Genomic DNA, 23669 nt, shown 5'->3' on the forward strand with positions numbered 1-23669 from the left:
ACCACCAGCACCAGGGAGCCGGGCCGGCGTCCGTCCAGCCGTACGCCTCGATGACGGCGGCGGGTCGCGCCGCGGGACGCATCCTGCCGTCCATCGGTGTGCCGCACCTGGTCGGCGAGGCGTCCCGGACCGTCGGGGCGGCGGCGACCCGGGTCGCCCGGCAGGTCGGGCTGACCCGGCGTCGGGTCTGGTCACGGCCGGGTCGCCACCATATCGAGGTGCACGGTGTCTGCCAGGACGGCGGCGACCAGCTCGCCCGTCAGGTGGAGGGTGCGCTGGAGCGGATGCCCGGGGTCGCCTGGGCGCGGGTGAACGCCCCGTCCGGCCGGGTTGTGGTCGCCGTGCAGTCCCCGCAGCCCAAGCTGCGGGACCTGATCGCCACCATCAGCCGTGTCGAACGCACCTGCGACCACGAGCCGGACCCGGAGATCCCGCCGCCGCACCCGCCCGAGGAGGGGCCGCACACTCCCCGCACCCTCGGCGCGCTCGCCTCGGACGCGCTGGGCCTGAGCCTCTGGGCGGCGACCAGGATCCTGCCGTTCGCACCGCTGCCCGGCGAGGCGGCCGGCCTGCTGGCGGCGGTGGACCTGCAACCCAAGCTGCACGCGTTGCTCGGCAAGCCGCTGCGTTCCGACCCCCGCGCGGACGTCCTCTTCCCGCTGGCCGAAGCGGTGGTGCAGGGCCTGTCCGGCCGCTGGCCCGGTCTCATCCTCGACAGCGCCCAACGGCTTGTGCAGTGGGGCGAGGACCGGGCCCAACTCAACGCCTGGGAGAAGGCCGAGCCACGGTTGACAGGCGACCCGGAGCGGGCCGTCGCCAGGTGGCCGGTGTCCGACCGTCCCCGGCCGAAGCCGCAGGGACTGGTCGAGCGGTACATCGACCGGGCGCTCGCTGCGGGTGTGGCGGCCGGAGCTGCGGCGATACCGTTCGCCGGCCCCAAGAGGGCGGCGGCGCTGGGCCTGTCCACACTGCCCAAGGCCCCGGGCAGCGGGCGAGAGGGGTACGCGGCGCAGCTCGGTCGGATCCTCGCCCGGCGCGGGGTGATCGCGATGGACCGTGGGGTGCTGCGGGAGCTGGACCGGATCGACACCCTCGTGCTGGACGCCGCGGTGCTCGGCTCGGACCGGGGCGTACTGGCCGATCTGGCCCCGGCGAGGGGAGCGGACGTCGACCAGGTGGCGGAGCGGGCGTTCGCGCTGTTCGACCCGGACGATCCGGGCGGCTCGCGGTCGGCCGACGGTTGGCGACTGGAGCCGCTGGACCATCCACCGACCGGCGACATCCCCGACGTGGAACGGTTGCGCGCCGCAAATGGGCAGTTGCTCGGCCTGTCCCACGACGACCGGCTCGCCGCGCTGCTGCGGGTCGAGCCGGAACCCGCCCCGGGCGTCGACGGCCTGCCGACCGCCGCCCGCCAAGCCGGCCTGCGGCTGGTGGTGGCCGGGGGCGACGAGCAGCGGCACGGCTTCGCCGACGCGATCCTGCCCGGAGGTGACCGGCTGTGCGAGTCGGTCCGCGCGTTGCAGCACGACGGCGCGGTGGTCATGCTGGTGTCCGCGGACCGCAGGGCGCTCGGCGCGTCCGACTGCGGTCTCGGGTTCGCCCCACCTGAGGACCTGCCGCCGTGGGGCGCGCACCTGCTTGTCGGCGACGATCTGCGGCTGGTCGCCCTGGTGATCGAGGCGACCGGGGTGGCCCGGCGAACGGCCCAGCAGAACATCCGGCTGGCCATGGCGGGCGCCGGTCTGGGGGCGCTCGGAGCGCTCACCGCGCCGCCGGCCCGCCTGCCCCAACGGTCGCTCGTCGCGAGCAGCGGAGCGGCCGGGTTGGCCTTCGCGAACGGGGTCTGGCAGGCCCGCCGGCTGCACGACCGGTCGGAGGCCCCGGCGCCGGTGGCGACCGCCTGGCACCTGATGCCCGTCACCACAGTCCTCGACCACCTGCGGACCACACGCGACGGCCTGTCCAGCGCGGAGGCGCAGCACCGGCACCACGACTCCGGCGGGAACGGCGATGCCGCTCCCGGACGTGGTGGCCTGCTGCGCGCCTTCGTGGACGAGCTGTCCAACCCGCTGACCCCGGTGCTGGCCGCCGGGGCGGTGCTCTCCGCCTCGTTCGGCTCGCTTGTCGACGCCGCGCTTGTGGGTGGTGTGGTCGGCGGATCGGCTCTGATCGGGGCGGTGCACGAACGCAACACGGAACGGTCCCTGGCGGAGCTGCTGTCCCGTTCGGCGGTGACCGCCCGGGTCCGCCGGGACGGTGGCGAACGGGTGGTCGCCGCCGAGGATCTGGTCCCGGGGGACGTCATCGTGCTGGAGTCGGGCGACTCGGTGCCCGCCGACTGCCGGGTGCTCGATTCGGTGGGGTTGGAGGCCGACGAGTCATCGCTGACCGGGGAGTCGCTCCCGGTAGCCAAGACCGACCGACCGGTGGTCGCGGCAGCCGTCGCCGACCGGCACTCGATGCTGTACGAGGGCACCACAGTCGCCGCCGGTCACGGCAGTGCCGTGGTCGTGGCGACCGGCGCGGACACCGAGGCCGGGCGCAGTCTGGCGCTGGTCCGGCAGGCACCCCCGACAAGTGGCGTGGAGGCTCGGCTCGGCTCTCTGACAAGCGCCGCCATCCCGCTGGCCGCCGGTTCGGCAGTGGCGGTGGCCGGCGCGGGCCTGCTTCGGGGCGTACCCCTTGCCGAAACGGCGGCGACCGCCGCGAACCTCGCCGTGGCGTCGGTGCCGGAGGGGCTGCCGTTCCTGGTGAGCGCTGCGCAACTGGCGGCGGCGCGGCGGCTCGCCGAGCACGGCGCGTTGGTCCGCAACCCGCGCACGATCGAGGCGCTGGGCCGGGTGGACGTGCTCTGCTTCGACAAGACCGGCACCCTCACCGAGGGCACGTTGCTGCTCGCCGGGGTCGGCGACGGCATCGGCGACCGGTACGCCCCGGTGGACCGCCTCGACGACCGGCTGCGGTTGACGCTGGCGGCCGCGCTGCGGGCCACTCCCGCGGCGGCCGACCCGGAGCAGTTGGCGTTGCAGACGGACCGTGCCGTTCGCCGGGGCGCGGCCACCGCCGGGGTGGTGGAGCAGACCGGCGCGGCCGGTTGGCGGGCCGCCGGAGGACTGCCGTTCGAGCCGTCCCGTGGCTATCACGCGAGCATCGGGGAGACCGACGGTCGCCTGCTGTTGAGCGTCAAGGGTGCCCCGGAGACGGTGTTGCCGCGGTGCACGGCCCGGCGCACCGACGGCCGCCAGGAGCCGCTGGACGACGCGGGCCGCGCGGAACTGCAACGGACACTCGCCGAGCGGGCCGGGGCGGGGCACCGGATCCTGGCCGTCGCCGAATGCCCGGTGAACGACCCGAAGGTGGCCGACGGGGACGTGCGGGGTCTGACCTTCGTGGGTTTCCTGGCCCTCGCGGACGGGGTGCGGGAGAGCGCCGCGCCCGCGGTACGGCGGATCCGCCGGGCCGGCGTGCACACCATCATGATCACGGGGGACCATCCGGCGACGGCCGAGGCGATCGCGGCCACCATCAGCGAACACGACGAGCAGCGGGTGGTGACCGCCGGCGAGTTGGACCAACTGGACGACGAGACGCTCGCCGAGCGGCTGGCGGACACCGACGTGGTGGCCCGCTGCACACCTGCCCACAAGGTACGGATCATCCAGGCGTTGCAGAAGTGCGGGCGGACCGTGGCGATGACGGGTGACGGCGCCAACGACGCCCCGGCGATCCGGCTGGCCGACGTCGGCATCGCCCTCGGTCAACGGGGCACCCCGGCGGCGCGCGCCGCCGCCGACCTGGTGGTCACCGACGACAGGTTGGAGACCATCATCGCCACGCTCGTCGAGGGCCGGGCGATGTGGTCGTCGGTGCGGCACGCGCTCAGCATCCTGGTCGGCGGCAACCTCGGCGAGATCGCGTTCAGTGTGCTCACCGCGGCGGCGACCGGCCGTTCCGCGCTCACCGGACGGCAACTCCTGCTGGTGAACCTGCTCACCGACCTGGCACCGGCGCTGGCCATCGCCGTCCGGCCACCGGCGTCGGACCGCACCGATCGCCTGCTGCTGGAGGGCCCGGACGTGTCCCTGGGCGAAACCCTCACCCGGGAGATCAGCCTGCGGGCGGCAGCGACCACACTGGGGGCGACCACGGGCTGGACGCTGGCCCGCTACACCGGCCGGCGGCGGCGGGCCGGCACCGTCGCGCTGGTCTCCCTGGTCGGCACCCAGCTCGGCCAGACCATCCTGGCCGGCGGTACCAGCCCGGCGGTACTGGCATCCACTGCCGCGTCACTCGGCGTGCTCGTCGTCGTGGTGCAGACCCCCGGGGTCAGCCAGTTCTTCGGCTGCACCCCGCTCGGGCCGGTCGGCTGGACCATCGGGGCGGGATCGGCGCTCGGCGCCACCTTCGCCAACGGCGCGCTCACCAGGCTGGTGGAGCACCTGCCGCAGGCGCGGCCCGCCACCGGGCGGTCCGGGGACTGACATCCGTTGCTCCGCTTGACTGGCGGCAGCCGGGGTACCGCTGCCAGAGGAGGTGGCCACGATGGTCGAGCAACCACAGGTGACGTTCATCGGCACCGCGACGACAGTGCTGCGGATCGGCGGCTTCACCCTGCTGACCGACCCGAACTTCCTGCACCGGGGCCAGCGGGCGTACCTGGGCAAGGGTCTGTGGTCGCGCCGGCGCACGGACCCGGCGCTACGGATCGCCCAACTTCCCGAGCTGGACGCGGTGGTCCTCTCCCACCTGCACGGCGACCACTTCGACCGGGTCGCCCGCCGGGAACTGGACCGCGAGCTACCCATCGTCACCACGCCCGCCGCGGAACGCAAGCTGCGCCGCTGGGGCTTCCAGGCCGCGCAGGGCCTGCCGACCTGGTCGTCCCGGGAGCTGCACCGCGACGGTACGACGGTGCGGCTGACCTCGATGCCGGGCAGACACGGCCCGGGCGCCGTGGACCGGCTGCTGCCCGACGTGATGGGCACGATGATCGACGTGGAACGCGCAGGCCAGCGCGAGTTCCGGCTCTACGTCACAGGTGACACGCTGAACCGGCCCCTGCTCACCGCCATCCCCGAGCGGTACCCGGACATCGACGCGATGCTGATCCACCTCGGCGGCACGAAGGTCGCCGGGATCCTGCTCACCATGGACGCCCAGCAGGGCGCCGACCTGGTGGAGCTGGTTCGACCGAAGCTGACCGTGCCGATCCACTACGACGACTACGGGGTGTTCCGCTCACCGCTTGCCCACTTCGTCGAGGAGGCCCGCCGGCGCGGCTGGGTGAAGCAGGTACGCACCATCGCTCGCGGTGAGACCCTGCCTCTCACCCCGCCTGACTGACCACGGGACGTGCCGCGAGAACGCGGTCGCCGCCGACCTGCGGACCGGCGGCGGCGATCAGGGACAGGTACGACAGTCAGCCACGCTCGGAGATGGCCTCGATGAGGTCGCCGACCGGGCGCTCCGGCAGGGAACGGGCCACGTCGGCCACCGCGACGTGACCATGCGGACCACCCGCCGGCGGGCGCCAGGGCTCAGAAATGGTCACGCGGTGGGCCGGACTCCGCCCAGCAGCGACCGCTGCGGAACTCCACACCAGGCACGCCGTCGGCCACCCGGCTGATGTCCAGCACGCTCGCCAACGACCCGACCAGGTCACTCCGCAACTCCGCAGTCGCCGTGTCGAGGTCGTCCTCCTCGCTGGACCAGTCGATGTCCGCCGACCTCAGCCCCGCGACGGCGTGCGCGGTGACGGCCCCCGGATCGGTGACCACCAGGTCGACCCGGCAGTAGACGTGCAGCGTGACCGGTGCTCGATTCTCATCCACCGGATGAGCATGACGAACCGCCACGGGCGGCGGTCGAGGGGCGACCGCAGCGGTGGGCGGGCCATTTGATCTCGGCATCTAGCCTTGCGGCATGTCGCCCCGATCGGCCGGCGCAGCCCGTCCGAAGACCTGGCCGGCCCTTCCACTGTCGTTGCTGCTGCCGTGCGCCCTGATGGTGCTGGCGGGGGCAACCGACGACCGCGAGCCACCCCCGCCGGCCGGTCTGCTGATCCCGGCGACGGTGATCGCCGCGGAACCGGCCCACGGCGCCCAGGACGCCTACGTACTGGTACGCGTCGACACCGCCGACGGCCCGACCATCTGCGCGATCGGCTCACGCTCGTTCCCCGACCGACGACTGCCGCCGCTGAACCACGAGCTGACCATCGACTACGCCCCGGCCAGGTGCGCGCCAGCACCTGTCAACGGCGAGATGCCCAGGTGGGCGATCATCGCGATGGGCGCTGGAGGGTTCGTCATGTCGATCATCTGGCTCTGGGCCGGTCCACGCCTCGGACGGCTGGACCGCTGGCGACGCCGCCGCCGCCGCCGCTGAGAGCTGTTACCGGCGAACAACCTCCTGCTCCAGTACGCCCAGGTAACCGTGCGCGGCGATTCGCTTCGCCCGGTCGGTGTAGAAGTCCGGGTCCTCCGGCAGCGCCGTGGCCAACCCGTCGACATACCTGTTGAACATGCAGAACGCGGCCGCGATCAGCACCGTGTCGTGGATCTCGACATCGGTGGCGCCCTCGGCCCGGGCGGAGGCCACCAGGTCCTCGGTGACCTCCTTGCCACCGCGTTGGACCGCGCCGGCGACGTCCAGCAGCGCACGCATCTTCGCCGACACGGGCGCGCCGTCGACATCGTCGTGCACCTGCTCGACCAGGGCCATGCCCTCGGGAAGCTGCGCTGCCGCGTACGCCGCGTGGGCGGAGTAGCAGTACCGGCATTCGTTGAGGCCCGACACATAGGCGGCGATGAGTTCGCGCTCACCCCGGGTCAACGTACCCGAGCCACAGAGAAGGGCCTCGACCAGCCCGTTGAGCGGCAACGCCGTCTCCGGCCGGAACCGGAACAGACCGCGAATCCCGGGTTCGTTGGTGTTCAGAGCGATGTGTGGCATACGCACTCCTTCGTCGACCCGTCGACAAATCGGGCCTCGTGAGATGGGCTGGCGTTCACCCTGAGCCACGTCCGTCGATCTCGTCAACACTCCGGATTGCCCCCACACCGCTGACCTGCACGTCCTTTCGTGTCCACTCACGACCGACGCGGCCCGCCATGGACCAGTTGGTCAGCGTCCGAAGATCCGGCGATGCCCTTCTCGGCTGGTCACCTTGAGCGTGGCAGGCGGCACGACCGGGGACGGCCAGATCTGCAGCAGGTACTCGTCAACGACCTCGTGATGATCCCGACCGGTTCCGGCTTCGTCCATACCGCGGCAGTGGTAGCGCATCCGGTATGAGCCGGGCCCGGCCGAAAGCCGCGGCAGGGCGTGGGTCTTCTCTCCGGCCCATTGAATGAGCTTCAGCTCCGGCCGGGACGCCTCGAACGGCACCTCCACCACGTCGTCAAACCCCTCAAGGTCAGGCCCTTGGTCGCACTCGTTGACCCGGACCGTGAATCCAACGGTGCCGGTATGGCGACCCGTGACGAGGAAAACCTCACCGGGGGAGGTGGCGATCAGGCCGGTCGGGCGCCGGCCGAAGAAGACGTTTGCCCAGTCGGTCCGCCCCCAGGACTGATCGTCGGCGACCTCAAGGAAGCCGTAGTGCACCCCGATGTGCGCTCGAAACTCGGCCACGCCGCGACGGTAATGCATGCGCCCCTCAACGCGCTGGCGCGAGCTCTGCCATGACAAGCGGATCTTTGAGGAGGCTCGGGGTCGGGGCGGGGCCCACGGTCTTCGGTCTCGTTGCCCGTCGGGCACCTCAGCCATTTATCGATTTGCTTGGCGAGGAGGGGACGGCGTAACCGCTTGGCTGTACGGATGGCTGTACTCGCCACCGGTATCAACCAAGGGAAGTGCTGGTGGAGCCCAGGGGACTCGAACCCCTAACCCCTGCCTTGCAAAGGCAGTGCTCTGCCAGTTGAGCTAGGGCCCCGTGGGGCGGCTGCGCGGCGCCGCCAACCGGTCGCGCTGAACCTCAGCGCAGGTCGGGCGCGGTGGTCGCCTCGTGCCACAGGGCGCGCTCGTCGTTCGAGGCCTTGACCTTGTTGTAGACGACGGCGGCCACGCCGACGACGCCGGCCAGAATCAGCAGCTTCTTGAACATGGGGCGACCCCTCGCGCTCGACTACCGTCGGACGACATGCGGTGGGGCTAGATGGAATCGAACCATCGACCTCAGAGTTATCAGCTCTGCGCTCTAACCGACTGAGCTATAGCCCCGCGTTGCGACGAGCAAGATTAACCCATCCGCTCGGCTGGCCCCAAATCGGGGTCCAGGCCTGCGAGCCGGGCTCGTCGCCGCCTGCAAAACCTACCCGAGTACGGGACGCCGGAGCGACCGCTTTCCGCGGTGCCCCGGCGTCCCGGTCACTCAGTCCCGCTCGGCGAGGGTCAGCTCGATCCCGCCGACCAGGTCGGCGCAGACGTTGTAGACGAACGCTCCCAGCGTGGCCAGAGCGGTGAACAGCACCACGTTGACCAGGCCGATGAGGGCCGAGCTGAGGATGACGCCCTTGGCGGTGATCTGGAAGCCACTGGTGCTCTGCCCACCGCCGGCGTTGACCAGGTCGCTCAGGCTGTCGTTGACGCTCTGGAACACGCCCATCGCGTCAAGCGCCAGATAGAGCACCGACGTGGCGACCACCACGACGATGAACAGGACCACCGATACGGCGAACGCGAACTTCATCACGGACCAGGGGTCGATCCGCTTGAGGTTCAGCCGGGCCCGGCGCGGTCCACGGGACGCGGCGGAGCTGACCGAGGTACGCGCGGCGCGTACCGCGTCGCCGACCCTTGCCGCCCCGACGGCCGACGGGTTACCGATGCCCGGAGGCAGCCCACCGCCGCTGGCCGGCCGGCCGGCGGCGCCTGCACGACCCGAGTCGGGCTGGGTCATGCCGGGCATGATCCGCGGCTGCGTGCCTGTGGTCCCTGCGGATGTCGCCTGGCCCGGCCGGGTGGTGATCGGCTGTGTCGTTGTCGGTCGGGCCGGCGGCGCAGCCGCTGCCGGGGGCGCGGAGGCGGACGTCGGGGCCTCGGCATCGGCCGTCTCACCCTTGTCGCCCGACCCGCCGTCCTCGCCGGGCTCCGGCGGAGGTGTCATGCCGGGAGCCCGGGTGAATTTCGGGGCAGGCGCGTCGGCGGGGACCGTTGCCCGGCCCACGGCCGCGCGGCCGGTCGCTGGTGTGCCGCCCTTGGCGGCCTCCTCGTCGACCGGGTTGGCCGAGGTCCCCGTGTTCCCCGACTTCGCCTGTGTCTCCGTCATTCAACTAGTCCTGTTCGTCAGGCTCGTCGGCATTGCGAGCAATCGCCACGATAGTCACGCCGTCCGGGAGGTCCATCAGCTTGACCCCCATTGTGTTCCGGTCACGCGTACGGCGTACAGGCTTCACCGGAGTCCGGATGACACCACCGTTGCTGGTGATCGCGAACAGCTCGTCGTCCGGGTCGATCACCACCGCGCCGACCAGACCACCGCGCCGTTCGGTGATCTTCGCAGTCAACACGCCCTTACCTCCCCGGCCCTGCACCGGGTATTCCTCGATCGGGGTACGTTTCGCGTATCCCCCGTTCGTCGCCACCAGAACGTCCAGGCCCTCCCGGACGACCTCCATGGCGAGCAGGACGTCGTCGTCCGTGAACCGCATACCGATCACACCCGAGGTGGCCCGACCCATCGGCCGCAACGCCTCGTCGGAGGCGTTGAACCGGATCGCCTGCGCCTTCTTGGAGACCAGCAACAGGTCGTTCTCCGGTGCCACCAGCGCAGCACCGACCAGCTCGTCCTCATCGCGCAGGTTGATCGCGATGATGCCGCCGGAACGGTTGGAGTCGAACTCCTCGAGCCGCGTCTTCTTCACCAGGCCGTTCTTCGTGGCCAGTACCAGATAGGGGGCTACCTGGTAGTTCGGGATTTCGATGATCTGCGCGATCTGCTCGTCGGGTAGGAAGGCGAGCAGATTGGCCACGTGTTGGCCCTTGGCTACCCTACTGGCCTCCGGCAGCTCGTACGCCTTGGCCCGGTACACACGACCCTTGTTCGTGAAGAACAGGATCCAGTCGTGGGTCGAGCACACGAAGAAGTGGCTCACGATGTCGTCCTGCCGCAGCGTGGCGCCACTGACGCCCTTGCCGCCGCGCCGCTGCGACCGGTACAGATCGACCTTGGTCCGCTTGGCGTACCCGGTCCGGGTGATCGTGACGACCACGTCCTCGCGGGCGATGAGGTCCTCCATCGAGACCTCGCCGTCGAACGGGATGATCTGCGTACGCCGCTCGTCGCCCCACTTGGCGACGATCTCGCCCAGCTCCTCGGAGACGATCCGGCGCTGCCGCTCCGGCTTGGCGAGGATGTCCTTGAGGTCGGCGATCTCGATTTCCAGCTTGGCCAGGTCGTCGACGATCCGCTGCCGCTCCAGGGCGGCCAGGCGGCGCAGCTGCATGTCCAGGATCGCGGTCGCCTGGATCTCGTCGATCTCCAGCAGCCGGATCAGGCCCTGCCGGGCGTCGTCCACTGTCGGCGACCGCCGGATCAGGGCAATCACCTCGTCCAGCGCGTCCAGCGCCTTGGCGAGACCGCGCAGGATGTGCGCCCGCTCCTCGGCCTTGCGCAGCCGGAACGCCGTCCGCCGGCGGATCACGTCGATCTGGTGCTCGACGTAGTAGCGGATGAACTGGGCCAGGTTGAGGGTGCGCGGCACACCGTCGACCAGCGCCAGCATGTTGGCGCCGAAGGTCTCCTGGAGCTGCGTGTGCTTGTAGAGGTTGTTCAGCACCACCTTGGCGACCGCGTCGCGCTTGAGCACAAGCACGATCCGCATGCCGGTCCGCCCGGAGGACTCGTCGCGGATGTCGGCGATCCCGGCGAGCTTGCCCTCCTTGATCAGCTCGGCGATCCGCTCGGCGAGGTTGTCCGGGTTGACCTGGTAGGGCAGCTCGCTGACGACCAGGCAGGGCCGGCCCCGCTTGTCCTCCTCGACCTCCACCACCGCGCGCATCCGGATCGAGCCGCGACCCGTGCGGTACGCGTCCTGGATCGCGGTCGTGCCGACGATCAGGCCGTGGGTCGGGAAGTCCGGGCCCTTGACGATGCCGAGCAGGGCTTCGAGGGTGGTTGCCTCGTCCTCCTCCGGGTGCTCCAGGCACCACTGCACGGCCGCGCCGATCTCCCGCAGGTTGTGCGGCGGGATCTTGGTGGCCATGCCGACCGCGATGCCCTCGGAGCCGTTGACCAGCAGGTTGGGAATCCGCGACGGCAGGATCGTGGGCTCCTTGGCCCGGCCGTCGTAGTTGTCCTGCATATCGACGGTGTCCTCGTCGATATCCCGCATCATCTCCATGGCCAGCGGGTCGAGCTTGCACTCGGTGTAGCGCATGGCGGCGGCCGGGTCGTTACCCGGCGAGCCGAAGTTGCCGTTGCCGTCGACCAGCGGGTAGCGCAGCGACCAGGGCTGCGCCATCCGGACCAGCGCGTCGTAGATCGGCGAGTCGCCGTGCGGGTGGAACTGACCCATCACGTCGCCGACGACCCGCGAGCACTTCACGTAGCCGCGGTCCGGCCGGTAGCCGGAGTCGAACATGGCGTAGAGGATCTTGCGGTGGACCGGCTTGAGCCCGTCCCGGACGTCCGGCAGCGCGCGACCGACGATGACGCTCATCGCGTAGTCGAGGTAGGAGCGCTGCATCTCCACCTCGAGCCCGACCGGTTCGATCCGGTCGTGCGCGACCACCGCGGCGATGGCCTCGGCGGGTACCTCGGGCTCGTTCGGTGTGGACTCGGGGGAATCGGTCACTGTATACCCTTATCAGACTCAGAGTCGTTTTCGTGCTGTGGATAACGGCTGTGGATAGCCGTCAAGCTGTGGATAACTCTGTGGACCGGCGGGCCAGCCGGGCGAACCCGGGCTGACCCGCTGACGTCCGTCAGATGTCCAGGAACCGCACGTCCTTGGCGTTGCGCTGGATGAACGACCGGCGGGCTTCGACGTCCTCACCCATCAGGACGCTGAACAACTCGTCTGCGGTTGCAGCGTCGTCGAGCGTGACCTGACGCAGGGTACGGGTGGCCGGGTTCATCGTGGTTTCCCACAGCTCGGGATAGTTCATCTCCCCGAGACCCTTGAACCGCTGGATGTCGTCCGGCTTGGCGTTCGGCTTCTTCTGCTGGCGCAGCGCCACCAGCCCGTCGCGTTCCCGGTCCGAGTACGCGTACTGGGCGTCATCGCCCTTCTTGTTCCACTTGATCTTGTAGAGCGGCGGGGCGGCCAGGTAGACGTGCCCCAGCTCGACCAGCGGACGCATGAAGCGGAACAGCAGGGTGAGCAGCAGCGTCTGGATGTGCTGGCCGTCGACGTCGGCGTCGGCCATCAACACGATCTTGTGGTAGCGCAGCTTCTCGATGTCGAAGTCGTCGTGGATGCCGGTGCCGAGCGCGGTGATCAGCGCCTGCACCTCGTTGTTCTTGAGAACCCGGTCGATCCGGGCCTTCTCCACGTTGAGGATCTTGCCGCGGATGGGCAGGATCGCCTGGACGCGCGGGTCGCGACCCTGCTTCGCCGAGCCGCCGGCCGAGTCACCCTCGACGATGAAGACCTCGGACTCGCGCGGGTCGGTCGACTGGCAGTCGGCCAGCTTGCCGGGCATCGAGCCGGACTCCAGCAGCGACTTGCGCCGGGCCAGCTTGCGCGCCTGCTGTGCGGCGATCCGGGCACGGGCCGCCTGGGACGCCTTCGTGATGATCATCTTGGCTTCGGCCGGGTTGCGGTCGAACCAGTCGACCAACCATTCGTTGCAGACCCGCTGCACGAAGCTCTTCACCGGGGTGTTGCCGAGCTTGGTCTTGGTCTGGCCCTCGAACTGCGGGTTGGCCAGCTTGACCGAGATGATCGCCGCGAGCCCTTCCCGGATGTCCTCGCCGGAGAGCTTCTCGTCGCCCTTGAGCAGCTTCTTGTCGGTGCCGTACCGGTTGACCACGCTTGTCAGCGCGGACCGGAAGCCCTCCTCGTGCGTGCCGCCCTCGTGGGTGTTGATCGTGTTGGCGAAGGTGTAGACCGACTCGCCGTACGACTCGTTCCACTGCATGGCGATCTCGACCGACATGCCCTCCTCCTCGGCCCCGAACTCGACCACCGTCTTGTGGATCGGGTTCTTCGAGGCGTTGAGGTGTCGGACGAAGTCGGCGATGCCACCCTCGTAGTAGAAGGTGACCTCGCGCTGCCGGCCGTCCTCCTCCTCGGCCACTCGCTCGTCGAGCAGGTGGATGCGCAGCGCGCGGTTGAGGAAGGCCATCTCCTGGAGACGGCGGTAGATGGTCTGGAAGTCGAAGTCGACGGTCTCGAAGACGTCGGGGTCGGGCCAGAAGGACACCGCCGAGCCGCTGCGGTCGGTGGTCTCACCCTTCTCCAGCGGGCTGGGCTTGGAGTTGGCGTACTGCTGCCGCCACACGAAGCCCGACTTGTGGATCTCCACGGCCATCCGGGTGGAGAGCGCGTTGACGACGGAGACGCCGACACCGTGCAGACCGCCGGAGACCGCGTACGCCTTGCCGTCGAACTTGCCGCCCGCGTGCAGCACCGTCAACGCGACCTCGACACCCGGCTTCTTGAGCTTCGGGTGCAGGTCGACGGGGAAACCACGGCCGTTGTCGGTGACCCGGACGCCGCCGTCGGCGAGCAGCACCACGTCGATGGTGTCGCAGTACCCGGCCAGCGCCTCGTCCACCGCGTTGTCGACGACCTCCCAGACGAGGTGGTGCAGACCACGCTCGCCGGTGGACCCGATGTACATACCGGGCCGCTTGCGGACCGCCTCCAGCCCTTCCAGAACGGTGATCGACTCTGCGCCGTACTCCTGCTTGTCCTGCGCTGCCACCCTCGGCCACTTTCTCGCGTCGTCCGCGCCGGATAGGGCGCGTCGGGCGCGGGTTCGGCGGACAGGACGCGACGTCGGCGCGCGGACCGGTGCCGGAGACCTCCGGACAGCGGGTCGAACGCGCCGGTCGCCGCGGTTGCCCGCGGATCGCGATCGGCTCGACCCGACGTGGAGAATTGATCCTGGGGCCACCGGCCCCGTCGCACGCTCCGCACCGGGTCTTCGTCTCACCGTCAATCCTACTGTGCGCGAAGGACAGAACCACCACTCGGCACCCTCAAAGAGGCGGCTGAGATGTCCATAGCCGGCAGAACCCCGCTGCCCACGACTCCCCCCACACGCCACGCTCCGATCGCACGCGCCGCCCCCGGACGGGATGACCCGCGCCCGGGCGGGTCGGGGGTCGCGGCCGACCCGCCCGTGCCGTACGTTTGCGGCGCCCCGGAACCGCCCTTGATCTTTACCGGCCGGAACCGGGACGATCGACCCGATCGACCCGACACGTGCTCTCTAAGAGGTGACAGATGGGGCTGGACAACGTCGCGGTGCACTGGCCGCGGACCGGCCGCTTCTACGATCCGGTCGCGCCGGCCGAGTTCGTCGACTTCGGCGAGATCGTCGACGTACCCCGAATCTCCGCGCCGACGGCGGCGCTGGCCGAGCTGATCGCGAAGACCGGCACCGTCCGGGCGACCGCCTACACCGAGCTGGTTGATCTCCTACTCGGTCTCGAAGGTGTGTTGTACGCCACAGACGCCGCCGCCGAGGACGAGGACCCGGTCATCGACCCGGACGGCTGCGCCTGGATCGCCGGCGGGATCGAGCGTTTCGTGGCCAGCCACCGCGAGTACGGCGACGCCGTCACCTTCGAGTCGGTGAGCGTCGTGCTGCGGGCGTTGCTCGGTGACGGCCGGTTGGCCGAACAGCAGTTGCGGTGGCTGGAGAGCCGACTGGGCGCCCTGCGCGACGAGAGCGGCGATCCGCCGCAGTGGAACTTCACCTGTGCCGAGTTGGGCGTTCTGGCCGCCTTCTACCGGCGCTGCGCCGAGCGTGGCTTCGCGGTCTACGCGGACGCCTGACCGGCCCGCGGGGTGGGGTGGTCGTCGCCGGGGCGGTTGGCCGCGGCGATCACCTGGGTGAGAACGGCGTGCAGCTGTTGCAGGTCGCCGATCGGCAGCCCGAGCCGTTGGACGATCGCGGCCGGGATGCGTTCCGCCTGGGCACGGAGTGCCGCCCCGCTGGGGGTGAGGGTGACCGCGAGGCTGCGTTCGTCCGCGGCGTCGCGCTCACGCCGCAGGTAGCCGGCCGCTTCGAGGCGCTTGAGCAGCGGTGACAGGGTGCCCGGGTCGAGTTGCAGGAGGCGGCTGAGGTCGCGGCCGGACAGCGGCGCGTGCTGCCACAGCGCCAACATGACCAGGTACTGCGGATGGGTCAGCCCCATCGGCTCCAACAGCGGCCGGTAGACGGCCACGACGCTGCGCGCGGCCACCGACAGGGCGAAGCAGACCTGCTGTTCCAGTGCCAGCGGGTCGGCGCCGACCGGTGGTTCGCTCATCTGTTGCCCTCCTGAAGCACTATGACTATCGTACCGATCATTGGTACACCAACTGTTGGTGTACCAATCGAGCGGCGGCAAGGGTGGAGGCCCAGATGAGCGAGGACGGCGCGGCCAAGAGTTCCCCGGGCGAGGGCGGCCGGTTCCTGCGGTGGGCGTACCGGTACCTCGCCGGGCCTGCCGAGGGCGTGCAGGGCGCGATCCAGGGCGGCTCGGCCGAGGCCCGCGAGGCCTGGAAACGCGACCTGGCCGAGCGCAAGCGCTACACCAGGGAACAGCGCGAACGCCGGCGCGCCGCCCGGCAGAACTGACCCGCCCGCTCAGCCGTAGGTGTCGCGCGGCCCACGGCCCCGCACCCGCCGCGGCCCCTTCTGCCACGACGGCGCGGCCGGGCCGTGGATGTGCAGCTTGCGCACCACGTTGTGCCCGACCTCGCTGGCGATCTGCTTGAGCAGCGAACCGGCCAGCAGCCGCAGCTGCGTCGCCCAGGCGGTCGAGCGGGCCTCCACGGTCAGCTCGCCGTTCTCCAGCTTCACCGGCCGGCTGTGCTGGGCAACCTCCGCGCCCACCACCCGCTCCCACGCCCCGAACACCGTGGCCTCGGCCGCGGGCTGCTGCCAGCCGCGCGCCTTCACCAGCCGGTTCAGCACCGCGCCGAGCGGCTGCGGGTCGCGCGGGTCGGGGCCCGGGCCGGAATAGCCGCGCAGCCGCCGTCCCGAGCCGCCGGCGCCGTCGCCACCGGAGCCACCGCCTGGGGTACGCCGTGCGCGGGCCGCCGCCTGCCGGCGGGACAACGCCGCGTCGAGCACCGCCCTGGCCAGCTCCGGACCGGCCACGGCATCCGGCTGCGCACCGCCGTCGGCACCCGCCGCTCCTGGCGTACCCGCCCCGGTGTCGCCGGGCCGCCCGGCGTCGCCCCGGTTGGCGCGTGGTTCACTCGACACGGCGGACCGTCCCCTCGCCGACCTGGTAGCGGGTGCCGCGCAGGGCCGCCGGCACGTCGTCGTCAACCGCACACGTCACAAGCAGTTGACTCGCCCCGCCGACCAGCTCCGCCAGCCGCCCCCGACGGCCGGTGTCCAGTTCGGCGAAGACGTCGTCGAGCACCAGCACCGGCTCGATCCCGTCGGCGCGCAGCAGGTCGTAACCGGCCAGCCGCAGCGCGAGCGCGAACGACCAGGACTCGCCGTGGCTGGCGTACCCCTTGGCGGGCAGCGGACCGAGGGTAAGCGCCAACTCGTCGCGGTGCGGACCGACCAGGGTGGTGCCCCGCTCGATCTCCGCCGAACGGGACGCGGCCAGGGCCGCCGTCAGCGCCTCGGCCAACGCGGCCCGGTCGGTGGTCGGCTCGGCCAGCTCGATCGAGGGACGGTAGGCGATGCTCGCCGCGCCCCGCCCGGCGGCCACCGCGTCGTACGCCTTGGCGACGTGCGGGGTGAGCGCGGCGACCAGCTCCAACCGGCCGGCGAGCAGCTCCGCGCCGTGCTGGGCCAGGTGGGTGTCCCAGACGGCGAGGGTGCCGAGGTCACCGCCGCGCGACCCGCCCGTCTTGCGGGCCAGGTACGCGGTGCGCAGCAGGGCGTTGCGCTGCTTGACCACCCGCTCGTAGTCGGCCCGCACGCCCGCGTACCGGGGCTGGCGGTTGACCAGCAGGTCGTCGAGGTAGCGGCGACGCTCGGCCGGGTCTCCCCGGACCAGCTCCAGGTCCTCCGGGGCGAAGAGCACCAGCCGCAGCGCGCCGAGCACGTCCCTGGCGCGTCGCGCCGGGGAACGGCCCAGCCGGGCGCGGTTGGCCCGGCCCGGCACGATCTCCAGCTCGACCAGCAGCTCCCGGCCGTCGTGTACCACCGCGCAACGGATCACCGCCGAGGCGGCGCCCATCCGGACCAGTGGCGCGTCCGTGGCGACCCGGTGCGAGTCCAGGGTCGCCACGTAACCAAGCGCCTCGACGAGGTTCGTCTTGCCGACGCCGTTGGCGCCGATCAGGACGTTCGCCCCCGGCTGGAGGTCGACGGCGACCCGCTCGTACGAGCGGAAGTCGACAAGTTCCAGCCGGTGGACGTACACAGGGTGTGGATACCGCTCAGCGCTTGTGGACGGCGTGGCCACCGAACTGCTGACGCAGCGCGGCGACGGCCTTCATGGCGGGTGAGTCGTCCTGCCGGGAGGCGAACCGGGCGAACAGCGAGGCGGTGATGACGTTCAGCGGTACGGCCAACCGGACCGCCTCGTCGACCGTCCACCGGCCCTCGCCGGTGTCCTCGGTGTAGCCGCTCAGCTCGGCCAGCTCCGGGTCCTCGTCGAGAGCCCGGTCCAGCAGGTCGAGCAGCCAGGAACGCACGACCGTGCCCTCGCGCCAGGACTTGAAGACGCCCGGCACGTTCGTCACCAGCTCGGAGGCGGTGAGCAGCTCGTAGCCCTCGGCGTAGGCGTGCATCAGGCCGTACTCGATGCCGTTGTGCACCATCTTCGAGTAGTGCCCGGCACCGACCGGCCCGGCGTGCACGAAACCGAACTCGCCCTCCGGCTTGAGCGCGTCGAAGATCGGCATGAGCCTCTTGACGTGCTCCTGGGCGCCGCCGACCATCAGCCCGTAGCCGTTCTGCCGGCCCCAGACACCACCGGAGACGCCCACGTCGAGGTAGCCGATGCCGCGCTCGTTGAGCCGCTCGGCGCGGGGTGCGTCGTCGCTGAACCGCGAGTTGCCGCCGTCGATGATGATGTCGCCCTCGCCGAGCACCGCGGCGAGTTCGTCGATGGTGGCGTCGGTGACGCCGGCCGGCACCATGACCCACACGGCGCGCGGGGACTCGAGCTTGTCAGCCAGTTCCGCGAGGCTCGCCGCATCGCTCAGCTGCGCGTTGTGGTCGAAGCCGACCACCTCGTGACCGGCCGCCCGCAACCGCTCGCGCATGTTGCCGCCCATCCGGCCGAGTCCTACCAGGCCGAGCTGCATGTGTTTCTACCTCCGTGGATCTGGGTGTTGCTGGGCGCGATCAGCGGGACACGCGGATCGGCATGATGAGGTACCGGTACCCCGGAATGACCTCGCCATCCTCGCCGGCGGGTGAGATCACCGCGGGCTTGAAAGCGTCGACGAACGAGAGCATGGCGGTCTGCGAGCCGAGGTTGGCCAGGCCGTCGATGAGGTACTGCGGGTTGAAGCCGATGGTCAGCGGATCCCCGGTGAAGGTCGCCTCCATCGCCTCGCTGGCCCGCGCCTCCTCGGAGCCACCTGCCTCCACGACCAGACCGTCGGCGCTGAAGCTCAGCAGCACCGGGGTGGCCCGCTCGGCGACGAGCGCCACCCGCTTGACCACCTCGATGAGGGTGCTGACCGGCACCCGGGCCTCGGCGTTGTGGGTGGCCGGGAAGAGTGAGCGCACCGGCGGGTAGTTGGCGCCGTCCAGCAGCCGGCTGGTGGTACGCCGGGTGCCGCCGGCCAGGCCGACCATGCCCTCGCCCGCGGCGCCCTGAGCGAGCGCGAGGGTGACCTCGCCGCCCAGCGGGCCGAGCGCCTTGGCGGTGTCGTTCAGGGTGCGGGCCGGCACCAGGGCGTTGATGCTCACCTCGGGGTCGTCCGGCCGCCACTGGATCTCGCGCAGCGCCAGCCGGTAGCGGTCGGTCGCGAGCATCGACAGCGTGTCGCCGGACAGCTCGACGCGGACGCCGGTCATCATCGGCAGCGTCTCGTCGCGACCGGCGGCGACGGCCACCTGGGCCACGGCCGTGGCGAACGCGGCGGCGTCGACAGTGCCGGCGCTCTGCGGCATCTCGGGCAGTGCCGGGTAGTCCTCCACAGGCATGGTGGGCAGGGTGAACCGGGCGCTGCCGCAGACCAGCTCCAGGTGCGCGCCGACCGCGGCGATGTCCACCGGCTTGGCGGGCAGCGCCTTGGTGATCTCGGCGAGCAGGCGACCGGAGACCAGCGCGGCGCCGTCGGCGTCACCCTGCACCTCGACGGTGACCTGGCTGGAGACCTCGTAGTCGAACCCGGAAACCCGCAGGTTGCCATCGGTGACGCGCAGCATCACCCCGGCGAGCACCGGTACGGATGGCCGGTTCGGCAGGCTCTTCGCGGTCCACGCCACGGCCTCGGCGAGCGCGTCTCGCTCCACTCGGAACTTCATCAATGCCTCCGCGTCGACGTCAGCGACAACTCTCTCATGCCGACCGCTGCCTACCGTCCCGCCCGACCGTGCGGGTACCCATCGCACCTTAGGGCGCGGGGGCATCGGCTGTGCGCCCGACCCCGTGGATCGTGTCGATGCTGACGTCTGCTTCCAGCAGCGTTCGGCACGATCCACAGAAAGCCCAACGGTGATGATTGGTTTTTGTTCTCTTAGAAGAGATAACCCATCGTCTTCATCGCACCTGTGCAAACTGTGGAGAACCCGCGTTCGCGCAGCTCAGACAGGTTATCTACAGGTGATTTAGCTGTGGAGAACCGGGGGTACAACCGGCTTGTGTGTCCACAGCCCGGGGTGGACGGCCGGTTGTCCACCGTTGTCCACCGGTTGTCCACCGGTAATCCACCGACTTTCTCCCCAAGCCTGTGGATCGCCGAGAAGATCACCATGACCGTCATCCCCAGAACCTTCAACAGCTCGTACACAGGGCCATGATCATCGGTGGACAACGCGACGGTTGTCCCCAGACGTCCACAGCGTCGTGCACAGGGTTTCTCCACAGCCTGTGGGTAACCGGCCACGAGCGGACCGTAGTTATCCACCGACGGTGGACAACGAGCTGTGGACAACGAGTGGCAATCGAAGCGGACACGGCCACGATGCTGTGGTCTGCACCATGTCGAGGGTCAAGCGGACGACCACCGGAACGGCGAAAAAGAACGCCCGGCCGGAGATCCGGCCGGGCGTGTCCCGGGACGATGGCGCCGCAGTCGCGGCGGGCGTACCCCTCAGGTGTTCTGTTTGATCCGGTTGGTCAGCTCGGCGATCTGGTTGTACAGCGAGCGCCGTTCCGCCATCTGCTGCCGGATCTTGCGGTCCGCGTGCATGACAGTGGTGTGGTCCCGGCCGCCGAACGCCTGCCCGATCCGCGGCAGGGACAGCTCGGTCAGCTCCCGACACAGATACATGGCCACCTGGCGGGCGTTGACAAGCACCCGGGAACGGGACTGGCCCCGCAGGTCCTCCAGGCTCACCCCGAAGTAGTCAGCCGTGGAGACCATGATCTGGTCCGCCGTGATCTCCGGGCCGGCGCCGTCCGGGATGAAGTCCCGCAGGACCTCCTCGGCCAGCGACAGCTCGACAGTCGACCGGGTCAGACTGGCGAACGCGGTCACCCGGATCAGCGCGCCCTCCAGCTCCCGGATCGAGTTCGACACCCGGGACGCGATGAACTCCAGCACGTCCGGCGGGGCGTAGAGCCGCTCCTGCGCCGCCTTCTTCTGCAGGATCGCGATCCGCGTCTCCAGGTCCGGCGGCTGGATGTCGGCGAGCAGACCCCACTCGAAGCGGGTCCGCAGCCGGTCCTCCAGCGTCGCCAGCTGCTTCGGCGACCGGTCGGAGGTGATCACGATCTGCTTGTTGGCGTTGTGCAGCGTGTTGAAGGTGTGGAAGAACTCCTCCTGGGTGCGCTCGCGGTTCTCCAGGAACTGGATGTCGTCGATCAGGAGGATGTCGACGTCCCGGTAGCGCCGCTGGAACGCGCTGGTCTTGTCGTCCCGGAGCGAGTTGATGAAGTCGTTGGTGAACTCCTCGGTCGAGACGTACCGCACCGACCGGGCGTTGCCGAGCGTCGTGGCGTAGTGCCCGATCGCGTGCAGCAGATGCGTCTTGCCCAGCCCCGAGCTGCCGTAGATGAACAGCGGGTTGTACGCCTTCGCCGGCGACTCGGCCACCGCCACGCTCGCCGCGTGCGCGAACCGGTTGGACGAGCCGATGACGAACGTCTCGAACATGTACTTCGGGTTGAGGCGGTTGCCGCCGGTGTCGGCCCCCGGCAGCCGGCGGTCGTCCCGCCCACCCGCCCGATGGTCGACGCCGCTGCGCCCCGGGCCGCTGTCCGTACCGCTGTCCCGGGGCAGCGCGCGGATCACGTGCTGATCCCGTGGCGATGCCGCCTCCTCGCGGTAGCGGGGCTCGTACGGCCGGGTGTCCGGGCCGGGCGGGTCCAGTCGGGCGGCCTGCTCGTCATAGCCGCGCCGCTCCGGCCCGGCCCGTGGCGACCGCATCGGCTCCACGAACGACGCGCTGAACAGCGCCTCCTGACCGTCCCGGCTGGCCGGGATCAGCCCCGACCGGTGTCCCTCGGTCGTCGGCGCGGGAGGCGGACCGGCGGGCGCCGGCGGCGGGCCCGAGTCCGGGGCGTACGCGGCGCGCTGCTGGTCGGGGATTACCGCGTCCGCCGGTCGACCCGAATGCTCGTCGAGCGGGCCGGCGGGCGGGCCGTCGACGTCACCCGGCTCGGGGGTGCTGCGGTAGACGGTGCCGGCCGGCCGGCCGGAGGCGTCCTCGGCCACCCGCACGGTGACCGCCACCTGGATCGGTCGGCCGAGCCGCCGGGTGAGCGCCTCGGTGATGGCCGGACGCAGTCTCGACTCGATCACGTCCCGCGTGAACGCGTCCGGAACGGAGAGCAGCGCGGTGTCCTCGACGATCGCCCGTAGCCGGGTCAGCCGGAGGTACGCACGCTGCTGGGCTGAGATGATCTCGTCGGCGAGCTCGTCGGTCGCCGCCAACCACACCGCGGCAAGGTCGGTCGTACCGGCCACCGTCGTGCCACCCCCTCGCCTCTGCTCCCGGCCGCCGCTGTCTGCAGCCGGCCATCCCGGGCCCGCCGCGTTCGCGGGTGGAACATCACCCACCCGGACGGTCGACCGGTGGTCGTCCACAGGTTATCCACAACCTGTGCGCAGACCGATGGCGGCCGTCCGTCGGACGCCTGTGGGACCTGCCCCCTGCCTGAACGGGCGCTGAAGCGGGTTCACCGTGCCGAACGATTCACTACCTTGTCCGGTCTTGCCTGCGACCGAAGCTTGAAGACGCTCACCGCAATCGGGCACGGTAACAGCGTTGTCCCTGCGCCATCAACCGGCGGCGCGGAGGCGGCCTTGTCGGCATCAGCGAAAACCGCCCCTTCGGCCCGGGCGAGTTCCCGTCGTCCCGCCCGCGCTGAGGTGTTTGACGGTCATTGCCGCCCTGCGTAGGCTGGAGCGGCTGCTCTCTCGCCCTCTGCTAGGGTGATGGGTGCTTGCTGTCCGCGGTCGCATCCCCGCATCGCCGAGGTCCCGCTCCGCCGGGCAGCACCGATCGGTGGCCACCGTCGAGGTGGCCTGGACCACCCCACGACCCCGGCGATCCCGTCGCGCGGGGCGCGTACGAAAACGGAGAGCCTGACGTGAGCAAGCGCACCTACCAGCCGAACAACCGCCGGCGCGCGAAGACCCACGGCTTCCGGCTGCGCATGCGCACCCGTGCCGGCCGTGCCATCCTCTCGAGCCGCCGCGCCAAGGGTCGCACCACCCTGTCGGCCTGAGCCGACCGGGCCGGTCCGGGAAACGTGGGCAGTCGTGCTGGCCGCCGCACAGCGACTGCGGCGCAGCACTGACTTCGCCGCAGCGGTTCGCGGTGGCCGACGCGCCGGACGAGGTGCCGTCGTGGTCCACCTGACCGTGCCGGCTACCACCGACCCCAGTGCAGTGACCTCGCCGGAGCCGGCGCGGGACGCCGGCGCGGAGCAGCCCTCCGCGTCGACCCGCGCCGGCTTCGTCGTGTCCAAGGCCGTCGGCAACGCGGTGGTCCGCAACCGGGTGCGACGCCGGCTACGGGCGTTGACCCGGGAGCGACTGGCCGCACTTCCGGCCGGCAGCACCCTCGTCGTTCGGGCCCTTCCCGCGGCGGCCGAGGCGTCGTACCCCCGGCTCGCCGCCGACCTGGACGCCGCCCTCGCGGTCGCGCGGTCGCCCCGAGAGCGACGGTCCCGATGAGCGGCGATCCGGGCGCGGCGCCAACCGGTGCGGCCAGGGTGCTGATCGCGCCCATCATCGCGTACCGTCGGTGGATAAGTCCGGCACTGCCGGCCCGCTGTCGGTTCTACCCGTCGTGCAGTGCGTACGCGCAGGAGGCCGTCGCCCGCCACGGCGCGCTCCGGGGAGCCGCTCTGGCGGTCCGGCGACTGCTGCGCTGCCACCCCTTTCACCCTGGCGGACATGACCCGGTGCCGGAGCCGGGCGGCCGTCGTCGTGCTGATGTGACTGGAGCCCCGAATTGAG

Annotated in this window: 22 protein-coding genes and 2 tRNA genes; 8 read left to right on the forward strand and 16 right to left on the reverse strand. The window is 70.8% G+C overall.

The annotated features are described in order from the left end of the window. Positions 1 to 50 precede the first annotated feature (50 nt). Both ACZ6N8_RS06620 and ACZ6N8_RS06625 read left to right on the forward strand, forming a co-directional pair. Positions 51 to 4484: an HAD-IC family P-type ATPase gene (locus ACZ6N8_RS06620; RefSeq protein ID WP_466008055.1), complete on the forward strand. Its 4434-nt coding sequence runs from the start codon at positions 51 to 53 to the stop codon at positions 4482 to 4484. A 61-nt stretch (positions 4485 to 4545) separates the two neighbouring features. Next, the gene (locus ACZ6N8_RS06625; protein WP_466008057.1) at positions 4546 to 5346 is read left to right on the forward strand and encodes an MBL fold metallo-hydrolase; all 801 of its coding nucleotides are present in this window, start codon (positions 4546 to 4548) and stop codon (positions 5344 to 5346) included. A gap of 76 nt (positions 5347 to 5422) precedes the next feature. On the opposite strand, the gene ACZ6N8_RS06630 is transcribed toward ACZ6N8_RS06625, so the two are convergent. Further along, a complete protein-coding gene (locus ACZ6N8_RS06630) occupies positions 5423 to 5554 on the reverse strand; it encodes a hypothetical protein (protein WP_466008058.1) in 132 nt (43 codons plus the stop codon). Continuing rightward, positions 5541 to 5834 carry a hypothetical protein gene (locus ACZ6N8_RS06635; protein ID WP_466008060.1) on the reverse strand — a complete coding sequence of 98 codons (294 nt, stop codon included), beginning with the start codon at positions 5832 to 5834 and terminating at the stop codon, positions 5541 to 5543. The genes ACZ6N8_RS06630 and ACZ6N8_RS06635 overlap by 14 nt, the downstream gene beginning before the upstream one ends. 91 nt (positions 5835 to 5925) lie before the next feature. On the opposite strand from ACZ6N8_RS06635, the gene ACZ6N8_RS06640 reads away from it, so the two are divergent. Next, on the forward strand, positions 5926 to 6390 hold the full coding sequence (locus ACZ6N8_RS06640; protein WP_466008062.1) for a hypothetical protein: 465 nt from the start codon (positions 5926 to 5928) through the stop codon (positions 6388 to 6390). Between the two features lie 6 nt (positions 6391 to 6396). On the opposite strand, the gene ACZ6N8_RS06645 is transcribed toward ACZ6N8_RS06640, so the two are convergent. From ACZ6N8_RS06645 to gyrB, 8 genes are all read right to left on the reverse strand, one after another. Further along, positions 6397 to 6957 carry a carboxymuconolactone decarboxylase family protein gene (locus ACZ6N8_RS06645; RefSeq protein ID WP_466008063.1) on the reverse strand — a complete coding sequence of 187 codons (561 nt, stop codon included), beginning with the start codon at positions 6955 to 6957 and terminating at the stop codon, positions 6397 to 6399. A gap of 171 nt (positions 6958 to 7128) precedes the next feature. After that, positions 7129 to 7638, reverse strand: a complete 510-nt coding sequence (locus ACZ6N8_RS06650; RefSeq protein ID WP_466008065.1) for a hypothetical protein — start codon at positions 7636 to 7638, stop codon at positions 7129 to 7131. Between the two features lie 225 nt (positions 7639 to 7863). Beyond that, positions 7864 to 7939: transfer RNA gene (locus tag ACZ6N8_RS06655), tRNA-Ala, on the reverse strand. Positions 7940 to 7981: 42 nt separating this feature from the next. Further along, positions 7982 to 8110 carry a DLW-39 family protein gene (locus tag ACZ6N8_RS06660; protein ID WP_225854086.1) on the reverse strand — a complete coding sequence of 43 codons (129 nt, stop codon included), beginning with the start codon at positions 8108 to 8110 and terminating at the stop codon, positions 7982 to 7984. Between the two features lie 42 nt (positions 8111 to 8152). Then, a tRNA-Ile gene (locus tag ACZ6N8_RS06665) sits at positions 8153 to 8226 on the reverse strand. 151 nt (positions 8227 to 8377) lie between these two features. Further along, positions 8378 to 9274, reverse strand: coding sequence for a DUF3566 domain-containing protein (locus ACZ6N8_RS06670; RefSeq protein ID WP_466008067.1), 897 nt, complete (start codon positions 9272 to 9274; stop codon positions 8378 to 8380). A gap of 4 nt (positions 9275 to 9278) precedes the next feature. Then, positions 9279 to 11801, reverse strand: a complete 2523-nt coding sequence (gene gyrA, locus ACZ6N8_RS06675) for a DNA gyrase subunit A (RefSeq protein WP_364370136.1) — start codon at positions 11799 to 11801, stop codon at positions 9279 to 9281. Between the two features lie 130 nt (positions 11802 to 11931). Then, positions 11932 to 13878 carry a DNA topoisomerase (ATP-hydrolyzing) subunit B gene (gene gyrB / locus ACZ6N8_RS06680; RefSeq protein ID WP_364370139.1) on the reverse strand — a complete coding sequence of 649 codons (1947 nt, stop codon included), beginning with the start codon at positions 13876 to 13878 and terminating at the stop codon, positions 11932 to 11934. A gap of 524 nt (positions 13879 to 14402) precedes the next feature. Here gyrB and ACZ6N8_RS06685 point away from each other — a divergent pair. Beyond that, positions 14403 to 14957, forward strand: a complete 555-nt coding sequence (locus ACZ6N8_RS06685; RefSeq protein ID WP_466008069.1) for a hypothetical protein — start codon at positions 14403 to 14405, stop codon at positions 14955 to 14957. Here ACZ6N8_RS06685 and ACZ6N8_RS06690 read toward each other — a convergent pair. Then, positions 14942 to 15433: a MarR family winged helix-turn-helix transcriptional regulator gene (locus ACZ6N8_RS06690; protein ID WP_466008071.1), complete on the reverse strand. Its 492-nt coding sequence runs from the start codon at positions 15431 to 15433 to the stop codon at positions 14942 to 14944. The genes ACZ6N8_RS06685 and ACZ6N8_RS06690 overlap by 16 nt on opposite strands. Before the next feature lie 95 nt (positions 15434 to 15528). On the opposite strand from ACZ6N8_RS06690, the gene ACZ6N8_RS06695 reads away from it, so the two are divergent. Beyond that, a complete protein-coding gene (locus ACZ6N8_RS06695; protein ID WP_139587413.1) occupies positions 15529 to 15744 on the forward strand; it encodes a hypothetical protein in 216 nt (71 codons plus the stop codon). Between the two features lie 9 nt (positions 15745 to 15753). Here ACZ6N8_RS06695 and ACZ6N8_RS06700 read toward each other — a convergent pair whose 3' ends face one another. The 5 genes from ACZ6N8_RS06700 to dnaA all read right to left on the reverse strand — a co-directional run bounded on the left by ACZ6N8_RS06700 (position 15754) and on the right by dnaA (position 22289). Beyond that, positions 15754 to 16377, reverse strand: coding sequence for a DciA family protein (locus ACZ6N8_RS06700; RefSeq protein WP_466008073.1), 624 nt, complete (start codon positions 16375 to 16377; stop codon positions 15754 to 15756). Then, positions 16367 to 17500, reverse strand: coding sequence for a DNA replication/repair protein RecF (gene recF, locus ACZ6N8_RS06705; RefSeq protein ID WP_466008075.1), 1134 nt, complete (start codon positions 17498 to 17500; stop codon positions 16367 to 16369). The genes ACZ6N8_RS06700 and recF overlap by 11 nt, the downstream gene beginning before the upstream one ends. Before the next feature lie 16 nt (positions 17501 to 17516). Beyond that, complete coding sequence (gnd, locus tag ACZ6N8_RS06710) at positions 17517 to 18389, reverse strand: phosphogluconate dehydrogenase (NAD(+)-dependent, decarboxylating) (protein WP_466008077.1); 873 nt, start codon at positions 18387 to 18389, stop codon at positions 17517 to 17519. 40 nt (positions 18390 to 18429) lie between these two features. Continuing rightward, on the reverse strand, positions 18430 to 19563 hold the full coding sequence (gene dnaN / locus ACZ6N8_RS06715) for a DNA polymerase III subunit beta (RefSeq protein WP_139587409.1): 1134 nt from the start codon (positions 19561 to 19563) through the stop codon (positions 18430 to 18432). A gap of 788 nt (positions 19564 to 20351) precedes the next feature. Next, positions 20352 to 22289, reverse strand: coding sequence for a chromosomal replication initiator protein DnaA (dnaA, locus tag ACZ6N8_RS06720; RefSeq protein WP_466008079.1), 1938 nt, complete (start codon positions 22287 to 22289; stop codon positions 20352 to 20354). 506 nt (positions 22290 to 22795) lie between these two features. Here dnaA and rpmH point away from each other — a divergent pair. From rpmH to yidD, 3 genes are read left to right on the forward strand one after another with little or no spacing between them, the layout of a single operon-like run. Continuing rightward, on the forward strand, positions 22796 to 22933 hold the full coding sequence (gene rpmH, locus ACZ6N8_RS06725) for a 50S ribosomal protein L34 (RefSeq protein ID WP_007453904.1): 138 nt from the start codon (positions 22796 to 22798) through the stop codon (positions 22931 to 22933). A gap of 34 nt (positions 22934 to 22967) precedes the next feature. Beyond that, the gene (gene rnpA, locus ACZ6N8_RS06730; protein WP_466008081.1) at positions 22968 to 23384 is read left to right on the forward strand and encodes a ribonuclease P protein component; all 417 of its coding nucleotides are present in this window, start codon (positions 22968 to 22970) and stop codon (positions 23382 to 23384) included. 38 nt (positions 23385 to 23422) lie between these two features. Continuing rightward, positions 23423 to 23668 (forward strand): membrane protein insertion efficiency factor YidD, encoded by a 246-nt coding sequence (gene yidD, locus ACZ6N8_RS06735; protein ID WP_139584732.1) that lies wholly within the window; start codon positions 23423 to 23425, stop codon positions 23666 to 23668. The last annotated feature ends 1 nt before the right edge of the window (position 23669 follow it).

Source organism: Micromonospora sp. NPDC047521, from assembly GCF_055587305.1.

Bases quoted from the DNA above. Each gene is read 5' to 3' on its own strand.
- ACZ6N8_RS06645 (WP_466008063.1), bottom strand. From the start codon at position 6,957: ATGCCACACATCGCTCTGAACACCAACGAACCCGGGATTCGCGGTCTG.
- gnd (WP_466008077.1), bottom strand. From the start codon at position 18,389: ATGCAGCTCGGCCTGGTAGGACTCGGCCGGATGGGCGGCAACATGCGC.
- ACZ6N8_RS06660 (WP_225854086.1), bottom strand. From the start codon at position 8,110: ATGTTCAAGAAGCTGCTGATTCTGGCCGGCGTCGTCGGCGTGGCCGCC.
- ACZ6N8_RS06625 (WP_466008057.1), top strand. From the start codon at position 4,546: ATGGTCGAGCAACCACAGGTGACGTTCATCGGCACCGCGACGACAGTG.
- ACZ6N8_RS06695 (WP_139587413.1), top strand. From the start codon at position 15,529: ATGAGCGAGGACGGCGCGGCCAAGAGTTCCCCGGGCGAGGGCGGCCGG.
- ACZ6N8_RS06690 (WP_466008071.1), bottom strand. From the start codon at position 15,433: ATGAGCGAACCACCGGTCGGCGCCGACCCGCTGGCACTGGAACAGCAG.
- ACZ6N8_RS06685 (WP_466008069.1), top strand. From the start codon at position 14,403: ATGGGGCTGGACAACGTCGCGGTGCACTGGCCGCGGACCGGCCGCTTC.
- ACZ6N8_RS06670 (WP_466008067.1), bottom strand. From the start codon at position 9,274: ATGACGGAGACACAGGCGAAGTCGGGGAACACGGGGACCTCGGCCAAC.
- dnaN (WP_139587409.1), bottom strand. From the start codon at position 19,563: ATGAAGTTCCGAGTGGAGCGAGACGCGCTCGCCGAGGCCGTGGCGTGG.
- ACZ6N8_RS06620 (WP_466008055.1), top strand. From the start codon at position 51: ATGACGGCGGCGGGTCGCGCCGCGGGACGCATCCTGCCGTCCATCGGT.
- ACZ6N8_RS06640 (WP_466008062.1), top strand. From the start codon at position 5,926: ATGTCGCCCCGATCGGCCGGCGCAGCCCGTCCGAAGACCTGGCCGGCC.